Genomic DNA, 21,828 nt, shown 5'->3' with positions numbered 1-21,828 from the left:
GCGTCACTGCTGTTATCCGCCACATCACCGGCCCTAGACTGGTCTGAACATGAGCACACAGTCACTGACTCATCGCGCATCCCCGTTTGTAGAGCTGGACCGGCAGACGTGGTCGCGCTTGTCGCACGAAATAGACGTGCCACTCACCGCGCAGGAAATCGAGAACCTGCGCGGTCTTGGTGACCGCCTGGACGTTGATGAGGTACGCGAGGTCTACCTTCCCCTCTCCCGTTTGCTCACCCTCTACGACGCTTCTGCGAATCACCTCAACTCGGAGACCAACGCCTTCCTGGGCGAGGATCACGCGCGCACACCCTTTGTCATTGGTATTGCTGGTTCCGTTGCGGCTGGTAAATCGACCACGGCCCGCTTGTTGCGCGAGATGCTCGCGCGTTGGCCGTCCACCCCCAACGTCCAGCTGGTCACCACGGACGGGTTCCTCTACCCCAACGCCGAGTTGGTCCGCCGCGGGCTCATGGACCGCAAGGGGTTCCCGGAGTCCTATGACCGCCGAGCCCTGTTGCGCTTCATGTCAGAGATCAAGTCGGGTGCTCCCGAGGTGCGGGCCCCCAAGTATTCACATACGACCTACGACATCCTCCCGGACGAGGAAATTGTCGTGACCAAACCCGACGTCGTCATCGTGGAGGGCCTGAATGTGCTCGCGCCCGCCAAGCTGGGCCCCGGCAATCGCGCGGCATTGGCACTGAGCGATTTCTTCGACTTCAGCATTTACGTGGATGCTCGTACCAGCGATATTGAACGCTGGTACGTGGAGCGGTTCCAGGCGCTGCGCAGCTCAGCTTTCGCGAGCCCCCAGTCCTACTTCCACCGCTACGCGAACCTCACGGACCCCGAGGCGGTAGAAGTGGCCACGGATATTTGGCGACGCATCAATGAGCCCAACTTGGAACAAAATGTTCGCCCCACCCGAGGACGGGCGCGTCTCATACTCTCCAAGGACCAAGACCACAAGATCAGACGCGTGCTGCTTCGAAAGAATTGATACCTTTCGATGACTAATTGATGAGTTGTCACTAGTATGTTTGCCAACAATCAGGAAACTCGTAAGGTAACTTTCCTTTTTAAGTGTGATGTTGGATAACTTTGGTCTTTTTTGTTTCCTGTTGGCCCTTCCTGTGGGTAATTTATCGCCATGCTTAATGGTTTCAAAGAATTCATCATGAAGGGCAACGTCCTCGACCTTGCCGTCGCCGTCATCATCGGCGCTGCCTTCGGCCAGATCGTCAACGCTCTGGTCGAGTCCGTCCTCATGCCGGCCATCTCCGGTGTTGTGGGCTCCCCCAACTTCGACAATTTCGCGCTGGTCACCTTCAACGGCAACGACATCAAGTTCGGTGTCCTGCTGACCGCCATCGTCAACTTCCTGTTGATCGCAGCCGCTGTTTACTTCGCCATCGTTCTGCCGATGAACAAGATGATCGAAGCTCGCAACCGCCGCCTGGGCATCGATCCCTCCGAGGAAGAGGCTGACCCCAACACCCTGCTGCTGACCGAAATCCGCGACGCACTCGTCGCCGGCAAGGGCGGCCCCGTGGACGGCCCCGGCTCCAAGACCCTGTAGTTCTTTCCAACCATCCCAACTACTACTCAGGCCCCGCTTCCAGAAGGAAGCGGGGCCTGAGTATTTACGAGGTCAACCGGAACGGGTCAGCTCAAACGCAGGTGCTGCTCGACCACTTTGACGAGCGCTTCAGCTTCGTGTCGTGCTTCCTCGTGGCTTGCGGCCTCGACCATCACGCGCACCACCGGCTCCGTGCCGGAGGGCCGCAACAGCACACGGCCCTTTCCACCCAACCGTTCCTCCGTGTCCGCGACTGCGGCCAGCACCTCGGGGTGAGTCTTGGCGGCAGCCTTGTCCACGTTGGCCACGTTGATCATCGTCTGCGGCATCCGAGTCATCACGGAAGCCAGCTCTGACAATGGCATCCCGGTCTGAGCAACCCGTGAGGCCAGCATCAGGCCGGTCAGGAGACCATCACCGGTTGTGGCGTAGTCAGCCATGATCACGTGGCCGGACTGCTCGCCACCCAGGTTGTAACCGTTGGCGACCATGGATTCCAGAACGTACCTGTCACCCACTGCCGCACGTTCCAACCGGATACCCTGCTTCTCAAGAGCCAGCTGCAGGCCCAAGTTACTCATGACCGTGGCCACCAGAGTGTCCTGGTTGAGCTTGCCCGCATCCTTCATGGCCATCGCCAGGATGCACATGATCTGATCACCGTCCACCTCAGTACCCGTGTGATCCACGGCCAGGCACCGATCGGCGTCTCCGTCGTGAGCAATGCCCAGGTCCGCGCCGTGCTTGAGCACGGCTTCCTTGAGAGGCTCCAAGTGAGTGGACCCCACGCCGTCGTTGATGTTCAGGCCATCCGGCTGAGCGCCGATCACGTGGATATTGGCACCGGCGTCGCGGAAGGCATCCGGCGAGGCACCGGACGCCGCGCCGTGGGCACAGTCCAGGACCACCGTGAGTCCGTCCAGCCGCTGCGGAATGGCGCCGACCAGGTGCAGGATGTAACGGTCCTCAGCATCCGAGAGACGGTTGATACGACCGACCTGCGCGCCCGTGGGGCGCATGAACTCGCGCTTCTCGTAGATTTCTTGGATCTTGTCCTCAATGGCGTCCGGCAGTTTCTTGCCGCCGTGGGCCAGGAACTTGATGCCATTGTCCGGAGCGGGGTTGTGGGACGCGGAAATCATCACGCCGAAATCGGCGTCGATATCCGCCACGAGGTACGCCGCGGCAGGGGTAGGGATCACCCCGGCGTCGTACACGTCCACGCCCGAGCTTGCCAGACCAGCGGTGACCGCAGCTCCGATGAACTCGCCACTCGCGCGACCATCCCGGGCAACCACGGCTCGCGGTCGGGCGCCGGGCTTAGCATGCCCGTGCCCCAACACGATCGCGGCTGCTTGAGACAGCTCCATTGCAAGGTCAGCTGTGAGGAGGCCGTTCGCGAGTCCGCGAATACCGTCCGTTCCAAAAATTCTAGACATCGCCTGTCATCCTACGACGTGCCACGCGAGAACCGCGAAGCGCATCGACTAGTCGTTGCCGGGTCGGACTACAGGGAACCCATCCGGGTTGGACCCGTTGTCGTCCATGACGTCGTTGGATCCACCCACGATCTTGGGGTCGGGTGTGCCCACTACGGAGTGGTCCTTGTTCGGGTAGTCGAACTGGGACAGGACATGGCGCATGGCTTCCACGCGTGCGCGCTTCTTGTCATTGGACTTGATCACGGTCCATGGGGCATCCCCGGTGTCCGTGTAGAAGAACATGGCTTCCTTGGCCTCGGTGTAGTCATCCCACTTGTCCAGGGACGCCACGTCAGTGGGCGAGAGCTTCCACTGACGCACGGGATCGGTGCGGCGGGCCTGGAAGCGGGCCAACTGCTCCGCACGGGTCACCGAGAACCAGAACTTGATCAGGTGGGTATCGGAGTTCACCAGCATGCGCTCGAACTCGGGAGCCTGACGCATGAACTCGTAGTACTGCTGCGAGGTGCAATAGCCCATCACGCGTTCCACACCCGCACGGTTGTACCAGGACCGGTCCATCAGCACGATCTCTCCACCCGAGGGCAGGTGCTTGATGTAACGCTGGAAGTACCACTGCGTCTGCTCGATGTCGGTGGGCTTCTCCAATGCCACCACGCGCGCACCACGCGGGTTGAGGTGCTCGGTGAACCGCTTGATCGAGCCACCCTTACCAGCGGCATCGCGGCCTTCGAAGATGATCAGCAGTTTCTGGCCGGTTTCCTTGATCCAGAGCTGAAGCTTGAGCAGTTCGATCTGCAGGGCACGCTTGGTCTTCTCGTACTCCTTACGGCTCATCTTCTCGTCGTAAGGGTAGCCACGCTTCCAGGCATCGGAACGGGACAGCCCGGCGTCGTCGTGGAGCTTGCGACCGAGTTCCGCAATTTCGTCCAGTTCTGCCGCGTAGTCCTCGACCACCGACACACGGTGGTGCTCCGCCTCGGTGAACTCGTCCGTGGCGAGATCCTTTTCCTGGGTGAGCTCATCGGCGAGAGCCTTCTTGTCATCGTTCTTCTTCGCCGAGGTCTTGCTCTGATTCTGGTCCGCTTGCGTACTCATCCGGGCCCTCTCGTGGATTCGGGTTCGGAGCCACTCTGCTCCACCTGCCATTTTACGCCCCATTCGTTTCTCGTTCGGGTCTCGTTGGCCGGTTACGGGGCCTGAGTCGCCGACGCCGCTCCCCCACCAGATGCCATCCTCTTCCCGGCTTCGTTATCCAAAACGCCCCCGGAGCCTCCCGGGGATACCCTGACCTCTCGATATGCTGTGGATCACACACGGCAAACTTTTTTGTCATTCAAGGCCCCGCGCGACTGCCCGGTCACCATCCAGTGATCGCTCACGTTCTAACGAGCACGGACCTCCCGCGCGTTTGGACCACCACGAGCGAGGAGTGATCCATGGCGTATCCACGCCGTCTTACATCATTACCAGCAGTACTTTTAGCGCTGTTCACACTGATCGCCGTGAATCTACCCGGCGCCGTGGCATCGCCGATGACTGTCCCGCAGGAAACCGACGGCGGTTCGGCTGAAACGTACGTCATAGCCACTGACACCACGTTCGCGCCCTTCGAGTTCCGTGACTCTTCCGGTGAGCTCACCGGAATCGACATCGAGATCATGGAAGCCATTGCGGAGGATCAAGGCTTCCAGGTCGAATGGCGTTCCCTCGGTTTCAACGCCGCCCTGCAAGCTTTGAGTGCGGATCAGGCGGACGGCGTGATTGCGGGCATGTCCATCACGGATGAACGCCAGGAGGTCTACGACTTTTCCGATCCGTACTTCACCGGCACCATGACCCTGGCCGTCAATGAGGACCAAGGGGATGAGATCCAGGGCTGGGACGATCTGCAGGACAAACGCCTGGTGGTCAAGACCGGCTCCATGTCTGAGGAAGTGGCACGCGAACGGCAGGACGAGTACGGCTACGAGATCACCTCCTTGGATCAAACCACCACGCTGGTGGAATCCGTGAAGTCCGGTAACGCGGACGTGCTGATGGACGATTACCCGGTCATCGCCTACGGCGTGCAGCAAGGCTCCGGACTCGTCACCGTGGGCGAACAGGTTGAGGCCGGCGACTACGGTTTCGCCGTGAACAAGGGTCGCAATGCCGAACTGCTCGAAAAGTTCAACGTCGGACTGGCTGAACTGAGGGACAGTGGTGAGTACCAGGAGATCCTGGACGAGTTCCTCGCCAGCGACGATGAAGCAGTAGATCGCTCTACCTTCGCTGGACTGGTGGTTACCGCCATGCCAGCACTTCTGACGGGTCTGAAAAACACGCTGATCGTCACTGCCATTGCCTTCCTCATCGCCATGGTGCTGGGTCTGGTGTTCGGCTTCATGAAGATTTCGCGCAATCGCTTCCTCAGGGGGATCTCCACCGCGTTCGTGAGTGTCTTCCGTGGCACTCCCATTTTGGTGTGGGCCTTCTTCTTCTACTTCGGCCTCCCCCAGCTCATTGGTACACCGGTAAACATCTGGGTGGCCGGCGTGCTGACCTTGGCACTCAACGGCGCTGCCTACATTGCGGAAATCGTGCGCGGCGGCGTTCAGTCCGTTGATCCGGGGCAAATGGAAGCGGCCCGATCACTGGGGCTGGGCCACGGTAAGTCCATGCAGAAAGTCGTCCTGCCGCAGGCCTTCAAGATCATGACCCCGTCGCTGATCAACCAGCTGGTCATCATGCTCAAGGACTCCTCCTTGCTGTTGGCCATCGGTTTCGCCGAGCTGCTGTACCAAGCCCAGCAGATCTACGCTTCCAATTTCCGTGTCACCGAAGTGCTGCTGATCGTGGCAGTCATCTACTTCGTGGCCATCACGCTCCTGACCCAGCTCGCCAACTTCGCGGATAGGAAGATCAACAAATGAGCACTTCAGTTACCGATCGAGCTGAGTCGCCCCAGGACCAGCGGAACCAGAAGATCGTTGTTCGGGACCTGGAGAAGGCCTTCGGGGACAACCTGGTGCTCAAAGGGATCACCACAGACGTCCACGAGGGTGAGGTCGTGTGCGTGATCGGGCCCTCCGGGTCAGGAAAATCCACATTCCTCCGCTGCCTCAATCGGCTCGAAGACGTGACAGCTGGGTCAGTGTCCGTCAGCGGGTACGACCTGACGGATCCCAAGGTGGATATCAACGCCGTTCGTCAGCACATTGGCATGGTGTTCCAGCACTTCAATCTGTTCCCACACATGACCGTGGCGGAGAACATCATGCTGGCGCCCACCGAGGTGAAGAAACTCAGCAAGTCCGAGGCCAAGGAGGCGGCCCTACGGTTGCTGGACCGGGTGGGCCTGAAGGACAAAGCTGATGCGAGACCGGCATCCCTGTCCGGCGGGCAGAAGCAACGCGTGGCCATCGCGCGTGCACTGGCCATGAACCCTGACATCATGCTGTTCGACGAAGCGACCAGTGCCCTGGATCCGGAAATGGTGGGCGAAGTCCTGCAAGTGATCCGCGACCTCGCCGAGTCGGGTATGACCTTGGTCCTGGTCACCCACGAGATGGGTTTCGCCCGTGAGGTGTGTGACCGCGTGATGTTCATGTCCGACGGCTCAATCATCGAGGACGGCGATCCGGAGCAGATCTTCGAAAACCCCCAGCAGCCCCGACTTCAGGATTTCCTGTCCAAGGTGCTGTGACTCCGCCACATACCCAGGCGTTATACAGCGCCGCCCGCACGGTGCCCAGTCAGCAGCTGATGAGTAGACAGGCTGGGCACCGAAGGAGCCAGAAGTCGCACCTCAACGTCGGTAGAACCCTTCTGATGCCGCGCAAGGGTTCGGAAGACACATGAAATGTGGCCGGTGGCTCTAACTGCGCTTAAAACAAAACCGGGTCCCGCGCTTCGGCCAATGCCGAAATGCGAAACCCGGCTCGTAAACGCCGGCCGAAGCGTGGGTTGCTTCGTTTAGCGCTTGTGGAGCCAAGCCGTAAATGAAGCCGGGTCCCGCGCTTCGGCCAATGCCGAAATGCGGGACCCGGTTCGTAAACGCTGGCCGAAGCGTGGGTTGATTCGTTTAGCGCTTGGAGTACTGCGGAGCCTTGCGGGCCTTCTTGAGGCCTGCCTTCTTGCGCTCGATGACGCGGGCGTCACGAGTCAGGAAGCCGGCCTTCTTGAGCGCCGGGCGGTTGTGCTCCAGATCGATCTCGTTCAGCGCGCGGGCGATGCCGAGACGCATGGCACCGGCCTGGCCCGAGGGGCCACCACCGGAGATGCGAGCGGTCACGTCGTAAGCGCCTTCGAGGTCCAGCAGACGGAACGGGTCGTTCACTTCCTGCTGGTGGAGCTTGTTCGGGAAGTACTCGGCCAGTTCGCGGCCGTTGACGATCCACTTGCCGGAGCCGGGAACCAGGCGCACGCGGGCGATGGCCTGCTTGCGACGGCCGACAGCCTGACCAGAAACGGTGAGGGGTGCACGCTCGGAAGCGGGGGCACCACCTTCGACGGGGCCGGTGGATTCCGAGGTGTAGCTGCTGAGCTCCTCGGTGCCTTCGGTAACTTCTACTTCTTCAGTATTCTGAGCCACGATTCTCCTTGTTGTGCTCTCGTTGGCCCGAATTACTGGGCGACCTGGGTGAATTCGTAGGGCTTGGGCTGCTGTGCCGAGTGCGGGTGCTCGGGGCCTGCGTAGACCTTCAGCTTGGACAGCTGCTGAGCGGCCAGCTTGTTCTTGGGCAGCATGCCCTTGATGGCCTTTTCCACTGCACGGGTGGGGTTCTTTTCCAGCAACTCTGCATAGTTGGTGGACTTCAGACCGCCCGGGTAACCGGAGTGGCGGTAGGCACGCTTCTGTTCCAGCTTGGCGCCGGTCAGTGCGACCTTTTCTGCGTTGATGATGATGACGAAATCGCCCATGTCCACGTGGGGAGCGAAGGTCGGCTTGTGCTTCCCGCGCAGCAGTGTTGCGGTCTGGCTGGCAAGACGACCCAGGACTACGTCGGTGGCGTCGATGACGTGCCACTGACGCTGGACGTCACCGGGCTTCGGAGTGTACGTACGCACGTTGATCTGCCTTCGTTTGTCTACTGATGACACGAGAGACCGTGTCGGGTTGTTTCGCTGTGCTTCGGGGCCAGGGTGAGAGCCTGGCGGCATCCGCGCTCCCGCATCTCGGTGCACTAATCGGTCTTGCGCTCTGCAACATGAGCAACCGCCTTGGGTACACGTGACCGAGGCGGGCACGCACAACAGCAATCAATGTTACCGGAAGCATCAAATCCGCGCCAATTAACGGATCTTGCTTTGGCAGCCACGTAACGACCGGCGACGACGCGTGCTCGCGTACCGCGCTCAGAACCCCGTTAAGGCGATCGCCAGGGGCAGCACGAGTGCCGCGATGATGTGCGCTCTTCTATCGGGGCTACGCGTTCAACCATTCGGCAACTAGAGGGTCAGTCTTCCGGTCGCTTGGCCCGAGTCTGTTCCGCGCGAGCGGCTAGTTCGTGATCCACAGGATACTCCACGGATTCCAGGACCAGACCGTGCGGGGGCGCCAGCAACACGCGAGCATCGCGCACGCGGGCCTCCAACCGTTCCCCCAGCCAGTCCTGTTCGTAACGACCCTGGCCCACCCGGGCTGCGGCGCCCACCACGGAACGGACCATGTGATGGCAGAACGCATCGGCCTGTAGCCGCACGGTCACCAGACCCGAAGCATCACGTTCCACCGTTGCGGATTGAAGTTCTCGAATGGTTGTCGCGCCTTCACGAGGTTTACAAAAACTCAGGAAGTCATTCAAACCCAATAGGTCCGCCACGGCCGTATTCATTGCCGGAACATCGAGCTCCTCGTTGACCCACCAGGCGAATCCCCGGGTCAGGGGATCGTGTCCGCTCGCAGCGTCGGAAATTCGGTACGCGTAGCTACGCGACAACGCAGAGAAGCGAGCGTCAAAACCGGCCGGTGCCACGGCGGCGTCGTGAACCACCACGGCACCGAGCGCAGGTTGGAGGCCAACAGAGGTCCGATCCTTGCCGAGTACCCGGTTGAGCGCACCATTGAGCCTGCGCACCAGGGCTGGCCCCGGGTCCAGCTCCGCGCGGCGCGCAACTGCACTCCACGCATTGACAGGCACGTTCACGTGCACGGTTTGCCGGCGGGCGTGCACACCAGTATCCGTGCGACCGGCCACCACGGTGCGTAAAGGATGGCGGAGCACCAGCTCGAGCGCCGTCTCCACCGCGCCTTGGACCGTGGGCAGGGAAGGCTGCGCCGCCCACCCGTTGAACGGAGCGCCGTCGTACGCCAAATCGATCCGCAGGCGCACCAACTCACCCGACATGTTTCTACCCTCCCGAAAAACGACGACGCCGCCGCAGGTTACCTGCGGCGGCGTCGGTCAAGCAGCTACGTGCTTACTCAGAGATCTTCTGAGCGGCAGCGCCACCGGCCGGCTGGAAACCAGCGGCCTCGGCGTTGGCCGGGGAATCGAACCAGATCTCGGCGGTGGTACCGGAGTACCAGCGAGAGCCGGGAACGTGGTACTTCATGGAGTTCTTGTTGCCCTTGATGGAGAAGCCCTCGGGGGCCTCACCGGACTCCAATGGTGCGTGGGAACCGGGGAACTCAGCGTCCTGGTTCTCCGCTGCAACCTCGGCCGCCTCATCGGCAGTCTCCGGAGCCCGCTCTTCAGCGGGGATCTCCTGAGCCTTGACCTCTTCCTCAGTGGTCTCGGCCGGGGTATCGACCGGAGCAGCCGGAGCTGCAGCAGCCTTCTCGGTGGCCTTCTCAGCCTCTGCAACGGTGGACTTGGAAGCCACGGGCTCCATGACCAACTCGATGACAGCCATGGGGGCGTTATCGCCCTTGCGGTTACCGATCTTGGTGATACGGGTGTAACCACCGTCGCGGCCGTCCATGGCCGGAGCAATGGCGGTGAACAGCTCGTGCACCACGGACTTGTCGTTGAGCTGGCGCATCACGCGGCGGCGAGAAGCCAGGTCACCGCGCTTGGCGAAAGTGATCAGGCGCTCTGCCACCGGGCGAAGGCGCTTGGCCTTGGTCACCGTGGTGGTGATGCGCTTGTGCTCGAACAGCTGCTGAGACATGTTCGAGAGCATCATGCGCTGATGGGTAGGCCCTCCGCCGAGACGGGGTCCCTTGGTAGGGGTAGGCATAGTAGGTCTCCTGGTGGTCGGTCTCTCACGTGACTAGGAACGGTCTCGTGAGAAACGGGAAAGTTGTAAGACTTCAGTCGAGGTCGACGTCGAACGGGTTGTTGTTCTCGTCCTCGTCCTCCAACGAAGCTGCGTGCGCGGCGAGGTCGTAACCTGGCGGGGAATCCTTGAGTGCCAAGCCGAGCTCCTGGAGCTTTGCCTTGACCTCGTCAATGGACTTTGCGCCGAAGTTACGGATGTCCATTAGGTCTGCCTCTGAACGTGCAACCAGTTCACCCACGCTGTGGATGCCCTCACGCTTCAAGCAGTTGTAGGAACGAACCGTCAGTTCGAGATCCTCGATGGGCAGGGCCATGTCAGCGGCGGCAGCAGCATCCGTGGGCGACGGACCGATCTCGATACCCTCAGCCGTGGTGTTGAGCTCGCGAGCCAGACCGAACAACTCGACCAGGGTGGTACCGGCGGAAGCTACAGCATCACGCGGGGTGATAGCTTCCTTGGTCTCCACGTCCAGAACGAGCTTGTCGAAGTCGGTGCGCTGCTCCACACGGGTGGCTTCCACGCGGAACGTCACCTTGAGCACCGGGGAGTAGATGGAGTCGACCGGTACACGACCGATTTCAGCGTCCAGGGACTTGTTCTGCGAAGCAGAAACGTAGCCGCGGCCGCGCTCGATCGCCAGTTCGATCTCCAGCTGACCGTTGGAGTTCAAGGTGGCGATGTGCAGTTCCGGGTTGTGGACCTCGACACCGGCCGGAGCCGAGATGTCTGCAGCGGTCACTTCGCCGGGTCCCTGCTTGCGCAGCCATGCAGTCACGGGCTCGTCCTCCTCGGAGGAGAGCGAGAGCTTCTTGATGTTCAAGATCAGCTCGGTGACATCTTCCTTGACACCTTCCACGGTGGAGAACTCGTGCAGCACACCGTCAATGCGGATGCTGGTCACGGCGGCACCGGGAATAGAGGACAAGAGAGTGCGACGCAGGGAGTTGCCGAGGGTGTAGCCGAAACCGGGCTCGAGCGGTTCAATCACGAACCGGGAGCGGTTATCGGCCACTACCTCTTCGGTGAGGGTGGGGCGCTGTGCGATGAGCACTGATGTTTCCTTTCAGCGTGCCTCCGCCATATGACGCACGCAGGTGGTGGAAAACAAGGGGTGGAGTACGCGGTGATCAGGCGAGATCACCGCGTCGATGCGCAGGCACCGAACCGGATCGGTTCGGTGCTCACGCGGCACGCATCAAACGCGACGGCGCTTGGGGGGACGGCAGCCATTGTGAGCAGACGGGGTGACGTCCTGAATGGAACCGACCTCGAGCCCGGTGGCCTGCAGCGCACGGATTGCGGTTTCGCGTCCGGAACCCGGTCCCTTGACGAACACGTCGACCTTGCGCATGCCGTGCTCCTGAGCACCCTTGGCGGCAGCCTCGGCAGCCTGCTGAGCGGCGAACGGGGTGGACTTACGGGATCCCTTGAAGCCCATGCCGCCGGCGGAAGCCCACGACAGAACGGCACCGGAGGGATCGGTGATGGAAACGATGGTGTTGTTGAACGTGGACTTGATGTGGGCCTGGCCCTGAGTCACGTTCTTATTCACCTTGCGACGCGGCTTGCGAGCAGCCGTCGCGCGAGTTTTCTGAGCCATGAATTCTCCTACAAAGATCTTCGACGTTGATCAGCCACCGGCTTGGGTGGCGACCACGATTACTTCTTCTTGCCGGCGACCGTGCGCTTGGGACCCTTGCGGGTACGTGCGTTGGTCTTGGTGCGCTGACCGTGGACCGGAAGGCCACGGCGGTGACGCAGTCCCTGGTAGCTGCCGATTTCGACCTTGCGGCGAATATCGGCGGCAACCTCACGGCGCAAATCGCCTTCGACCTTGTAGTTGCCTTCAATGTAGTCGCGCAGCTCAACGAGCTGGGCGTCGGTGAGATCCTTCACGCGCACGTCACCCGAGATGCCAGTGGCGTCAAGGGTTGCCAGTGCGCGGGTACGACCCACGCCGTAGATGTAAGTCAGCGCGATTTCCAGCCGCTTTTCGCGGGGGAGGTCTACGCCTGCGAGACGAGCCATATTGGCGGTTCTCCTTGTACTGTCCGGAGGTCTTGAACACTGCGTCCCGAACAATTCATTCCGTTCGGTCTCCGGCCTCCGAGCCGGGGGTTGCCGCGCCCTACGGTGCTGGCTGCAGTATCCGTTCTGTCAATCCACTTGCGTGGGCGGGAGCGCTCCCGTCAGCCCTGGCGCTGTTTGTGCCTGGGGTTCGAGCAGATCACCATGACTCGGCCGTTACGGCGAATCACCTTGCAGTTGTCGCAGATCTGCTTGACGCTCGGTTGGACCTTCATCGCATTCCTTCGCGTACTAGTGGTGGTGAATAACGCAGCAAACACCCCGCAGATCACAACGATCCGCGCGGTGCGTGGTGCCGCGAATTTCTACTTGTAGCGGTAGACGATCCGGCCTCGGGTTAGGTCATACGGGCTTAGCTCCACCACGACCCGGTCCTCAGGAAGGATTCGGATGTAGTGTTGGCGCATTTTCCCAGAGATGTGGGCAAGCACCTTGTGACCGTTGTTCAGCTCAACACGGAACGACGCGTTGGGCAGAGCCTCGACCACAGTGCCTTCGATCTCGATGACTCCGTCTTTCTTGGCCATATCCTCCGCTAACTTTTCGAGGGGTCCGGTTATCTATCCGGACGGTTTACAGAACTCCCTCCACAGGCTGACCGCGGTCACAACTCTCCCCTACAGCGCAAGCTTGGGGTGGATTTGTGGACGGGCAGGGCTCAGTGGAGCGAGCACAGACAACCAACGCAATACTTTACGCGGTTGGGACTTGATATGCAATCCGGTAACGGGTAGTGACTCACTCACCACCCTGGAACCGCATTGCTACTGGGACGACGCCGCTGCGGCGCCTAGACGTCCGCGGCCAACTGGCCGCACGCGCCGTCGATATCGGAACCGCGGGTATCACGCACCGTGGTCGGGATACCGTGTGCGCGCAACCGCTCCACGAAGTTCTGCTCCACGCCCGGGCGCGAAGCAGTCCACTTGGAACCCGGGGTGGGGTTCAAAGGAATGGGGTTCACATGCACCCAGCCGGCACCTCGCTTATTGAGCTTCTCCCCCAACAAGTCAGCACGCCAGCCCTGATCATTCATGTCACGGATCAACGCGTACTCGATCGACACGCGACGGCCGGTGGCGTCGTAGTACTCCCGGGCTGCGTCCAGGGCCTCGTCCACCTTCCACCGGTTGTTGACCGGGATCAGCTCATCGCGCAGTTCATCGTCCGGTGCGTGCAGGGACAGCGCCAGCGTGATGGGCAACTTCTCCTGGGTGAACTTCCGCATACCGGGTACCAATCCCACCGTGGACATGGTCAGTCCGCGTGCGGACAGACCCAAGCCTTCCGGAGAGGGATCAATCAGGCGGTGCACCGCGCCCATGGTGGCCTTGTAATTGGCCAGGGCCTCCCCCATACCCATGAACACGATGTTGGACACCCGCAGGGGCGCTTCCTCCGCGGGGCCCACCACTCCATCACGCAGGGCACGGATACCCTGGACAACCTGGTCGACGATCTCCGCCGCGGAGAGGTTACGAGTCAGACCGGCCTGTCCGGTGGCACAGAAGGGACAGTTCATGCCGCAGCCGGCCTGAGACGAAATGCACATGGTCACACGCTTGGTGTATCTCATGAGTACGGACTCGACCATGGCGCCGTCGAACAAACGGTGGACGGATTTGACCGTCATACCCTGATCCGCCTTGAGGTTCTTGACCGTGGTCAACAGCGGCGGCATGGCCGCGCTCACCAACTCCTCGCGCTGCCCGGCCGGCAGGTCCGTCATCTTTTCCGGGTCTGTCTCGAAGCGCTCGAAGTAGTGCTTGGAAAGCTGTGCCGCACGGAATGCCGGATAGCCCGCGTCCTGCAGCATCTTTTTGCGCCCGGCCAGATCCAGGTCCGCCAGGTGCTGCGGGGGCTTACCCCGCCGTGCGGGCTTGAACACCAGCTGTCCGGGTTTCGGTCGTTCGGTGATTTCTACGTCGGTGGCCATGTTCAGGTCCTTTCGCTCGTGCGTACCGCGCGTGCGGTTCAGGATGCGGCTATCGGGACGGGATGAACCCCCAGGGGTTCGAGTTCGGATGCGCCGCCGTCTTCGGCGGTCAGGACCCACAGGCCCTTGGAGTGCAGGCACACGCTGTGTTCCCACTGGCTCGCGTTGGAGCCGTCAACGGTCACCACTGTCCAGTCGTCTTCCAGCACTTTGGTTTCGATTCCACCGCGCACCAGCATGGGTTCGATCGCTAGCGCCATTCCCGGGACCAGCCGGGGACCGCGATTGCGCACGGCGTAGTTGGGAACGTCAGGAGCCATGTGCATCGCGGTGCCGATACCGTGTCCCACGTAGTCCTCGAGGATCCCCAGCCGCTGTCCGACCGCCCCGTGAACGTAGTTCTCCACGGCCTGACCGATGTCGCCCACGTGGCTTCCGGTGGCCATCGCCGCAATACCGCGCCACATGGCTCCGCGAGTTACTTTGGACAGCTCGACGTCTGCGGGGTCGTGCTTCTCCCCCACCAACACGGTGCGGGCCGAGTCGCCGTGCCAACCGTCCACGATGGCACCACCGTCGATGGAGACGATGTCGCCCTCCGCCAACTCCTCTTCACCAGGGATGCCGTGAACGACCCGGTCGTTGACGGACACGCAGACGGTGGCCGGATATCCGTAGTAGCCCAGGAAGTTTGATTCCGCGTTATTGGCAGCCAGAACCTCGCGGAACGCGGCGTCCACATCAGCGGTGGTGGCCCCCGGAATGGATGCTGCCACAGCGGCGTCGAGCGCGCGCGAAGTCACCACCCCGGCTCGTGACATCATCGCGAGCTGGGCGTCGGACTTCAGTTCTACCTTGCGGCGGCCAAACACGGTGCGCGCTTCCCTTCGTAGTGGTGTGTTCTTTCAACGGCTAAGCCCTCGGAACGCGCTGCATCGCGCGATTCCGAGGGCTTGCACCCAATATTTTCTGTCAGTGAGCCCGCATTTCAGCTGGCCAGGGCCGCCATGATCCGCTCGGTGACCTGGTCAATGTCTCCCAGGCCGTCTACCTCGGTGACGATGCCACGCTTTTCGTAAACACCCACGACCGGAGCGGTCTGCTCGTCATAAACGTCGAGGCGATGACGGATGACATCCTCCGTGTCATCCGTGCGGCCCTGATCCTGAGCGCGGCCGAGCAATCGCTTGACCAGCTCGTCGTTGTCAGCGGTCAGCAACAGCACGACATCCAAGTGCGTCCCGTTGGCCTCAAGAATGCTGTCCAGTTCCTCGACCTGAGCTACGTTGCGAGGGTAGCCGTCCAACAGGAATCCGCTGTTTGCGTCATCCTGCGCCAGACGGTCTCGGACCATGGAGTTGGTCACCGAATCCGGCACCAGATTGCCCGCGTCAGTGTAACGCTGGGCTTCCTTGCCGAGTTCGGTCTGCTCTTTGATGTTGGCTCGGAAAATGTCCCCGGTGGAGATCGCAGGAACGTTCAACCGTTCGCAAATGCGAGCCGCCTGAGTGCCCTTGCCAGCGCCTGGCGGTCCAATGATCAACATACGGGTCATGGCTTCTCCTTGCATGAACTTCTCTGGTCCCCCACCACTTTACTGGCTCCAGCTCGCGAGCGGGGCGGATCACACGGATCCGTGGGACTGGGTGGATAACTACTTACGCAGCAACCCCTCATAGTGACGCTGCTGCAGCTGCGCGTCGATCTGCTTCACGGTATCCAGACCCACGCCCACCATGATCAGCAGCGACGGGCCACCGAACGGGAAGTTCTGATTGGCGTCGAACAGCACCAGCGCGATCAGCGGAATCATGGACACGATACCCAGGTACAGAGCACCCGGAAGCGTGATGCGGGACAGCACGTAACGCAGGTAGTTCTCCGTGGGGCGGCCGGCACGGATGCCCGGGATGAAGCCGCCGTAGCGCTTCATGTTGTTGGAGACCTCTTCCGGGTTGAACGTGATGGACACGTAGAAGTACGTGAACGCCACGATCATCAGGAAGTACGTGGCCATGTAGATCGGGTGGTCGCCGGAGGCGAAATAGGTATTGATCCAGTTGACCCAACCCGGTACCGGGGAGCCGTCGTTGGGCATACCGAACTGCGCGATCATGGTCGGCAGCATGAGCATGGACGAGGCGAAGATAATGGGGATCACGCCGGCCATGTTGACCTTGAGCGGGATGTAAGTACTGGTGCCGCCGATCGTCCGACGGCCCACCATCCGCTTGGCGTACTGGACGGGAATGCGGCGCTGTGACTGTTCAACGAACACCACACAGGTGATGACTACAAGCCCAACCGCGCATACCGCCAAGAACAGGCCCCAACCGCGGGTGCGCAGGATGTCACCCAGTGCGGACGGGAAGGTTGCGGCGATCGAGGTGAAGATCAACAAGGACATGCCGTTGCCAACGCCCTTGTCGGTGATGCGCTCACCCAACCACATGATCAGCGTGGTACCGGCGGTCATCGTGAGGATCATGATCACGAGGACCATCAGGGAATCGTTCGGGATGATCGGCAAGGGGCAGTCACCCAGCAGCGATCCGGAACGTGCCAGCGACACCACGGTCGTGGCATTCAGTGCAGCCAGTCCGATCGTCAGATAACGCGTGTACTGCGTCAGCTTGGTCTGCCCCTGGGCGCCCTCTTCATGGAGCTCTTGGAAGCGCGGAATGACCACGCGCAGCAGCTGCACAATGATGCTCGCCGTAATGTAGGGCATCACGCCCAAGGCGAAGATGGACAACTGCAGGAGCGCACCGCCACTGAACAGGTTGACCAAGTCGTACACGCCGCCGGTGGTGTTGCCCAGCGCCAGACACTGCTGCACATTGCCGTAATCCACGCCAGGCGCAGGGATGAAAGTGCCCAACCTGTAGATCACAATGATCCCGAGGGTGAACAGCAGCTTATTGCGCAGTTCCGGCGTTGTGAACGCCCGTGCGAAAGCACTGAGCACAGGTCCTCCTCCAAAAACTTCAGTGTTGGCCCGGCCGGTCCCGACCCCGGGCAAGTCTAGCGAAGGATGTTGCCCGCTCACGCCCGAGGTGAGCACCAACACCCTGATAAAAAGCAGCGGGCCCCGTGCCGACAATACGGCACGGGGCCCGCTTCAGTTCAGGGTTACACCCTACAACCGATTACTGCGTACAGTCTCACGCGGTCTGCGTGGAACCGCCGGCAGCTGCGATCTTCTCAGCCGCGGAGGCGGAGAACTTGTCCGCGGTGATGTTCAGTGCAACGGAGATCTCTCCGGTGCCCAGAACCTTGACCGGCTGGTTCTTGCGCACTGCACCCTTGGCAACGAGATCGGAAATACCGATCGTGCCGCCCTCGGGGAACAGTTCGCCCAGACGATCCAGGTTCACAACCTGGTACTCCACGCGGAACGGGTTCTTGAAACCACGCAGCTTGGGCAGACGCATGTGCAACGGCAGCTGACCGCCGGCGAAACCGGCCTTCACCTGGTAACGCGCCTTGGTGCCCTTGGTACCACGACCGGCCGTCTTACCCTTCGAAGCCTCACCACGACCCACACGGGTCTTGGACTGGTGAGATCCGGGGGCCGGACGCAGGTGGTGAACCTTCAGAGCGTGCTGCTTCTTGCTCCCAGTGTTTTCAGCCATGGTCACTCGGCCTCCTCAACCTCTACGAGATGCGACACGGTATTGATCATGCCCGCGGTCGCTGCATCGGCCTTGCGCTCCACCACGTTGCCCGGCTTCTTCAAACCGAGGGAACGCAGGGTGTCACGCATGTTCTGCTTCTGACCGACCACGGAGCGGATCTGCTTGATACGCAGGTTTGCACCGTCGGCCTGAATGCGCTTTACGTTCATCAGGCACCTGCCTTCTGGATATCGCGCAGCAGCGGGGCCGGAATAACCTCGTCCATGGGCAGGCCACGACGGGCAGCCACGGAAGCGGGCTCTTCGAGCATACGCAGGGCCTCGATGGTTGCGTGCACGATGTTGATCTGGTTGGACGAACCCAAGGACTTGGACAACACGTCATGGATGCCCGCGCACTCGAGTACGGCACGCACCGGACCGCCGGCGATAACACCGGTACCCGGGGTGGCCGGACGCAACATCACGACACCGGCAGCGGCTTCGCCCTGCACGCGGTGCGGAATGGTGCGATCTTCCACGCGAGGAACCCGGAAGAAATTCTTCTTGGCTTCCTCGACGCCCTTGGAGATGGCGGCGGGAACTTCCTTGGCCTTGCCGTAGCCCACGCCAACCATGCCGTTGCCATCGCCTACCACCACGAGGGCGGTGAAGCTGAAGCGGCGGCCACCCTTGACCACCTTGGAGACACGGTTGATGGTCACGACGCGCTCGAGGAACTTGTCCTTCTCTTCGTCGCGACCGCCACGGCCACCACGGCCGCCGCGTTCGTTACGACCGCCGCGTTCGCCACGGCCACCGCGCTCATTGCGGTTACCGCGACCGCCGCGGCCACCGCGGTTGTCTTCGGTTCCCTGCTGAGCCTCGGTAGCTTCGTTGGAAGCGTTGGTGGCTTCGCTCACCTTGGTTTCCTTCTCATTGTTCTGCTCGCTCACAGCGCCAGACCTCCTTCACGGGCACCATCGGCCACCGCGGCCACACGGCCGTGGTACTTGTTGCCGCCACGGTCGAACACAACGGTTTCGATTCCGGCAGCCTTGGCGCGTTCAGCGACGAGTTCGCCGACACGCTTGGCCTTGGCGGTTTTGTCCTCCGAGGCGGCCCGCAGGTCAGCTTCCATGGTGGAAGCGGACGCCAGGGTTACACCCTTGTCGTCGTCGATCACCTGGGCGACCATGTGACGCGCGGAACGGGTCACTACGAGACGGGGACGCAGTGCACTTCCGGAAACGTACTTGCGTACGCGGCGGTGACGACGTGCGCGCTGAGCGGACTTCGACTTGCCCTTGATTACGAGAGCCATGATTACTTACCAGCCTTTCCGGCCTTGCGGCGGATCTGCTCGCCGGCGTAACGCACGCCCTTGCCCTTGTAGGGATCGGGCAGACGCAGCTTGCGGATCTTTGCGGCAACCTGGCCAACCCGCTGCTTGTCGATACCGGCGACGGTGACCTTGTTCGAACCTTCCACGGACAGCGTGATGCCGTCCGGAGCCTCGAACGGGACAGGGTGGCTGTAGCCCAGAGCGAACTCCAGGTTGGCGCCCTTGGCCTGCACGCGGTAACCGGTTCCGACGATTTCCAGCTGCTTGCTGAAACCCTCGGAGACACCCTGGACCATGTTGGAGATCAGGGTACGAGTCAAACCGTGCAGAGCGCGGGACTCGCGCTCGTCGTTGGGGCGGGCAACCTGAATGGTGCCGTCTTCAACAACCACGGTGATGGGAGCGGCCACGGTTTGAGTCAATTCGCCCTTGGGGCCCTTGACCTTCACCACGGAACCGTCCACAGCAACCTCCACACCGGCGGGCACAGAGATCGGGAGACGTCCAATACGTGACATGTTCTCTTCCTTTCTTGTTCTGTGCTACCGATTACCAGACGTACGCGAGGACTTCCCCGCCCACGCCCTTCTTGCCGGCCTGCTTGTCAGTCAGCAGACCCGAAGAGGTGGAGAGGATCGCGATGCCCATGCCGCCGAGAACCTTCGGCAGGTTGGTGGACCTCGCGTAAACGCGCAAACCCGGCTTGGAGATACGGCGAACGCCTGCAATGGAGCGCTCACGGTTGGGACCGAACTTCAGGGACAGGATGAGGGTTTTACCGACCTTGGCCGGCTCCTCGCTCCAGTCCGCAATGTAACCTTCGGCCTTGAGGATGTCCGCAACCCGAGCCTTCAGCTTGGAGTACGGCATGCTCACGGTGTCGTGGTATGCGGAGTTCGCATTACGCAGACGCGTCAGCATGTCTGCGACAGGATCTGTCATTGTCATGTTTGGGCACATGCCCTTCCTCGTCACGGTTTCCAGACCGGTTACAGCCAGTCGGGACCTCTGACGTCGCGGGAATTAGTTGGTCTTGAACGGGAAGCCGAGCGACTTGAGCAGCGCACGACCCTCGTCGTCAGTCTTTGCGGTGGTCACCACGGTGATGTCCATACCGCGCACACGATCGATCTTGTCCTGGTCGATTTCGTGGAACATGGACTGTTCCGTCAAACCGAAGGTGTAGTTGCCGTTGCCGTCGAAGTGACGATCGGACAAACCACGGAAGTCACGGATACGCGGCAGGGCCAGCGTGACCAGACGGTCCAGGAATTCCCACATGCGATCGCCACGCAGGGTGACGTGAGCGCCGATGGGCATACCTTCGCGCAGCTTGAACTGTGCGATGGACTTCTTGGCACGGTTGACCACGGGCTTCTGGCCGGTGATGGCGGTCAGGTCCTTGATGGCGGAATCCACCAGCTTGGAATCCTTGGCCGCCTCGCCCAGACCCATGTTCACGACAACCTTGGTGATGCGGGGCAGTTCCATGACGTTCGTGTAACCGAACTCTTCCTGGAGTGCCGGTGCAACGGTTTCCTGGTACTTGGTCTTGAACCGCGGGGTCATCTTGGTTTCGGTCGTTTCGCTCATCACAGATCCTTGCCGGTGCTCTTGGACACGCGAACGCGAACGGTCTTCTGCTTGCCGTCACGCTCCACGGTCTCGGTGCGGTAGCCCACGCGGGTCGGCTTGCCGGTCTCCGGGTCCACGAGCATCACGTTCGAGATGTGAATGGGAGCCTCGGTCTTGACGATGCCGCCGGCTTCGCCCTGGGCGCTGGCGCGCTGGTGCTTGGTCACCACGTTGACACCTTCGACAACCACGCGGGAAGTCTCGGTGATCACACGCAGAACCTTGCCCTGCTTGCCCTTGTTCTGCTTGTTGCCGGAAATAACCTGAACCAGGTCTCCGGTCTTGATCTTGAATTTCGCCATGTCAGAGCACCTCCGGAGCCAGCGAGATGATCTTCATGAACTTCTTGTCGCGCAGCTCGCGGCCCACGGGGCCGAAGATACGCGTGCCACGGGGATCCCCGTCGGTCTTCAAGATCACTGCGGCGTTCTCGTCGAAACGAATGTAGGAACCGTCGGAACGGCGCCTCTGCTTCTTGGTACGGACCACAACAGCCTTGACAACGTCGCCCTTCTTGACGTTGCCACCGGGGATTGCGTCCTTAACGGTGGCGACAATGACGTCGCCAATGCCTGCGTAACGGCGTCCGGATCCACCGAGTACACGGATGGTGAGGATTTCCTTTGCACCCGTGTTATCGGCGACCCTAAGCCGCGACTCCTGCTGAATCACTGATTACTCCTGTCGTCGCGCCGGTTCTCATCCATATCTGGACGATGTCGAGCCTTGCGGAACGGTAGATATTTGAACGCTTCACTGAACGGTGTTCCCCGTGGCCGTAGGAGGGGCCCGAGGCGTTTTCGCGAAGCATGTACGCGCTGGGTTTGTGGCGTGAGTGATTCGAAGTGATTCCAGACGGACGAGCCGTCTGCTTCGCTGCCCCACTGAGGATCGGTCTGCTCAACCAGAATCCGTGAACGGGCAACGGCACGCGGTGAACATCGCTTGGCGATGCCGCGTGGTACTTCATGC

28 protein-coding genes are annotated in these 21,828 nt (G+C 61.3%); 4 read left to right on the top strand and 24 right to left on the bottom strand.

What is annotated here, in order from left to right:
• Window positions 1-49 precede the first annotated feature (49 nt).
• Window positions 50-1,006, top strand: a complete 957-nt coding sequence (gene coaA, locus ABD283_RS02625; protein WP_344223500.1) for a type I pantothenate kinase — start codon at window positions 50-52, stop codon at window positions 1,004-1,006.
• A gap of 150 nt (window positions 1,007-1,156) precedes the next feature.
• The gene (gene mscL, locus ABD283_RS02620; RefSeq protein WP_344223499.1) at window positions 1,157-1,585 is read left to right on the top strand and encodes a large conductance mechanosensitive channel protein MscL; all 429 of its coding nucleotides are present in this window, start codon (window positions 1,157-1,159) and stop codon (window positions 1,583-1,585) included.
• A gap of 86 nt (window positions 1,586-1,671) precedes the next feature.
• On the opposite strand, the gene glmM is transcribed toward mscL, so the two are convergent.
• On the bottom strand, window positions 1,672-3,024 hold the full coding sequence (gene glmM / locus ABD283_RS02615) for a phosphoglucosamine mutase (RefSeq protein WP_344223498.1): 1,353 nt from the start codon (window positions 3,022-3,024) through the stop codon (window positions 1,672-1,674).
• A gap of 48 nt (window positions 3,025-3,072) precedes the next feature.
• Complete coding sequence (gene ppk2, locus ABD283_RS02610; protein ID WP_344223497.1) at window positions 3,073-4,125, bottom strand: polyphosphate kinase 2; 1,053 nt, start codon at window positions 4,123-4,125, stop codon at window positions 3,073-3,075.
• Window positions 4,126-4,532: 407 nt separating this feature from the next.
• Between ppk2 and ABD283_RS02605 the strand changes: the two genes are divergently transcribed.
• Complete coding sequence (locus ABD283_RS02605) at window positions 4,533-5,942, top strand: amino acid ABC transporter substrate-binding protein/permease (RefSeq protein ID WP_425552788.1); 1,410 nt, start codon at window positions 4,533-4,535, stop codon at window positions 5,940-5,942.
• Window positions 5,939-6,715 (top strand): amino acid ABC transporter ATP-binding protein, encoded by a 777-nt coding sequence (locus tag ABD283_RS02600; protein WP_344223496.1) that lies wholly within the window; start codon window positions 5,939-5,941, stop codon window positions 6,713-6,715. The genes ABD283_RS02605 and ABD283_RS02600 overlap by 4 nt, the downstream gene beginning before the upstream one ends.
• A 378-nt stretch (window positions 6,716-7,093) precedes the next feature.
• On the opposite strand, the gene rpsI is transcribed toward ABD283_RS02600, so the two are convergent.
• From rpsI to rplN, 22 genes are all read right to left on the bottom strand, one after another.
• Window positions 7,094-7,603 carry a 30S ribosomal protein S9 gene (gene rpsI / locus ABD283_RS02595; RefSeq protein ID WP_344223495.1) on the bottom strand — a complete coding sequence of 170 codons (510 nt, stop codon included), beginning with the start codon at window positions 7,601-7,603 and terminating at the stop codon, window positions 7,094-7,096.
• Between the two features lie 32 nt (window positions 7,604-7,635).
• On the bottom strand, window positions 7,636-8,079 hold the full coding sequence (gene rplM / locus ABD283_RS02590) for a 50S ribosomal protein L13 (protein ID WP_016997080.1): 444 nt from the start codon (window positions 8,077-8,079) through the stop codon (window positions 7,636-7,638).
• Window positions 8,080-8,468: 389 nt separating this feature from the next.
• Window positions 8,469-9,359: a tRNA pseudouridine synthase A gene (locus ABD283_RS02585; RefSeq protein WP_344223494.1), complete on the bottom strand. Its 891-nt coding sequence runs from the start codon at window positions 9,357-9,359 to the stop codon at window positions 8,469-8,471.
• A gap of 73 nt (window positions 9,360-9,432) precedes the next feature.
• Window positions 9,433-10,194, bottom strand: a complete 762-nt coding sequence (rplQ, locus tag ABD283_RS02580; RefSeq protein WP_344223493.1) for a 50S ribosomal protein L17, sunset domain variant — start codon at window positions 10,192-10,194, stop codon at window positions 9,433-9,435.
• Between the two features lie 73 nt (window positions 10,195-10,267).
• The gene (locus tag ABD283_RS02575) at window positions 10,268-11,287 is read right to left on the bottom strand and encodes a DNA-directed RNA polymerase subunit alpha (RefSeq protein WP_344223492.1); all 1,020 of its coding nucleotides are present in this window, start codon (window positions 11,285-11,287) and stop codon (window positions 10,268-10,270) included.
• 144 nt (window positions 11,288-11,431) lie between these two features.
• Entirely contained in the window at window positions 11,432-11,836 is a 405-nt protein-coding gene (gene rpsK / locus ABD283_RS02570; RefSeq protein WP_012397714.1) for a 30S ribosomal protein S11, read from the bottom strand.
• A 59-nt stretch (window positions 11,837-11,895) separates the two neighbouring features.
• Window positions 11,896-12,264, bottom strand: coding sequence for a 30S ribosomal protein S13 (rpsM, locus tag ABD283_RS02565; RefSeq protein WP_035959599.1), 369 nt, complete (start codon window positions 12,262-12,264; stop codon window positions 11,896-11,898).
• Between the two features lie 161 nt (window positions 12,265-12,425).
• The gene (rpmJ, locus tag ABD283_RS02560; protein ID WP_016997073.1) at window positions 12,426-12,539 is read right to left on the bottom strand and encodes a 50S ribosomal protein L36; all 114 of its coding nucleotides are present in this window, start codon (window positions 12,537-12,539) and stop codon (window positions 12,426-12,428) included.
• 90 nt (window positions 12,540-12,629) lie between these two features.
• Entirely contained in the window at window positions 12,630-12,851 is a 222-nt protein-coding gene (infA, locus tag ABD283_RS02555; RefSeq protein WP_016997072.1) for a translation initiation factor IF-1, read from the bottom strand.
• A gap of 263 nt (window positions 12,852-13,114) precedes the next feature.
• Window positions 13,115-14,260: a dual-specificity RNA methyltransferase RlmN gene (gene rlmN, locus ABD283_RS02550; RefSeq protein WP_344223491.1), complete on the bottom strand. Its 1,146-nt coding sequence runs from the start codon at window positions 14,258-14,260 to the stop codon at window positions 13,115-13,117.
• A gap of 38 nt (window positions 14,261-14,298) precedes the next feature.
• Window positions 14,299-15,132: a type I methionyl aminopeptidase gene (map, locus tag ABD283_RS02545; RefSeq protein WP_344223490.1), complete on the bottom strand. Its 834-nt coding sequence runs from the start codon at window positions 15,130-15,132 to the stop codon at window positions 14,299-14,301.
• A 116-nt stretch (window positions 15,133-15,248) separates the two neighbouring features.
• Complete coding sequence (locus ABD283_RS02540; protein WP_344223489.1) at window positions 15,249-15,815, bottom strand: adenylate kinase; 567 nt, start codon at window positions 15,813-15,815, stop codon at window positions 15,249-15,251.
• Between the two features lie 99 nt (window positions 15,816-15,914).
• Window positions 15,915-17,228, bottom strand: coding sequence for a preprotein translocase subunit SecY (gene secY / locus ABD283_RS02535; RefSeq protein WP_344223488.1), 1,314 nt, complete (start codon window positions 17,226-17,228; stop codon window positions 15,915-15,917).
• 196 nt (window positions 17,229-17,424) lie between these two features.
• Window positions 17,425-17,895, bottom strand: coding sequence for a 50S ribosomal protein L15 (gene rplO, locus ABD283_RS02530; RefSeq protein ID WP_095796666.1), 471 nt, complete (start codon window positions 17,893-17,895; stop codon window positions 17,425-17,427).
• A gap of 2 nt (window positions 17,896-17,897) precedes the next feature.
• Complete coding sequence (gene rpmD / locus ABD283_RS02525) at window positions 17,898-18,107, bottom strand: 50S ribosomal protein L30 (RefSeq protein WP_344223487.1); 210 nt, start codon at window positions 18,105-18,107, stop codon at window positions 17,898-17,900.
• Window positions 18,107-18,832, bottom strand: coding sequence for a 30S ribosomal protein S5 (gene rpsE / locus ABD283_RS02520; protein WP_344223486.1), 726 nt, complete (start codon window positions 18,830-18,832; stop codon window positions 18,107-18,109). Before rpsE ends, rpmD begins: the two co-directional genes overlap by 1 nt.
• Window positions 18,829-19,200 (bottom strand): 50S ribosomal protein L18, encoded by a 372-nt coding sequence (gene rplR, locus ABD283_RS02515; RefSeq protein WP_344223485.1) that lies wholly within the window; start codon window positions 19,198-19,200, stop codon window positions 18,829-18,831. Before rplR ends, rpsE begins: the two co-directional genes overlap by 4 nt.
• 2 nt (window positions 19,201-19,202) lie before the next feature.
• Window positions 19,203-19,739 carry a 50S ribosomal protein L6 gene (gene rplF / locus ABD283_RS02510; protein ID WP_344223484.1) on the bottom strand — a complete coding sequence of 179 codons (537 nt, stop codon included), beginning with the start codon at window positions 19,737-19,739 and terminating at the stop codon, window positions 19,203-19,205.
• 31 nt (window positions 19,740-19,770) lie between these two features.
• Window positions 19,771-20,169, bottom strand: coding sequence for a 30S ribosomal protein S8 (rpsH, locus tag ABD283_RS02505; RefSeq protein ID WP_344223483.1), 399 nt, complete (start codon window positions 20,167-20,169; stop codon window positions 19,771-19,773).
• 75 nt (window positions 20,170-20,244) lie between these two features.
• Window positions 20,245-20,814, bottom strand: coding sequence for a 50S ribosomal protein L5 (rplE, locus tag ABD283_RS02500; RefSeq protein WP_344223482.1), 570 nt, complete (start codon window positions 20,812-20,814; stop codon window positions 20,245-20,247).
• The gene (rplX, locus tag ABD283_RS02495; RefSeq protein ID WP_344223481.1) at window positions 20,814-21,158 is read right to left on the bottom strand and encodes a 50S ribosomal protein L24; all 345 of its coding nucleotides are present in this window, start codon (window positions 21,156-21,158) and stop codon (window positions 20,814-20,816) included. Before rplX ends, rplE begins: the two co-directional genes overlap by 1 nt.
• 1 nt (window position 21,159) lies before the next feature.
• On the bottom strand, window positions 21,160-21,528 hold the full coding sequence (rplN, locus tag ABD283_RS02490) for a 50S ribosomal protein L14 (protein ID WP_095796586.1): 369 nt from the start codon (window positions 21,526-21,528) through the stop codon (window positions 21,160-21,162).
• Window positions 21,529-21,828: the final 300 nt, after the last annotated feature.

Source organism: Kocuria atrinae (genome assembly GCF_039531425.1).
In the GTDB taxonomy this organism is placed as follows: domain Bacteria; phylum Actinomycetota; class Actinomycetes; order Actinomycetales; family Micrococcaceae; genus Kocuria; species Kocuria atrinae.
The sequence above is the reverse complement of the archived record's forward strand: the minus strand, read 5'-3'. Positions and strand labels throughout refer to the sequence as shown.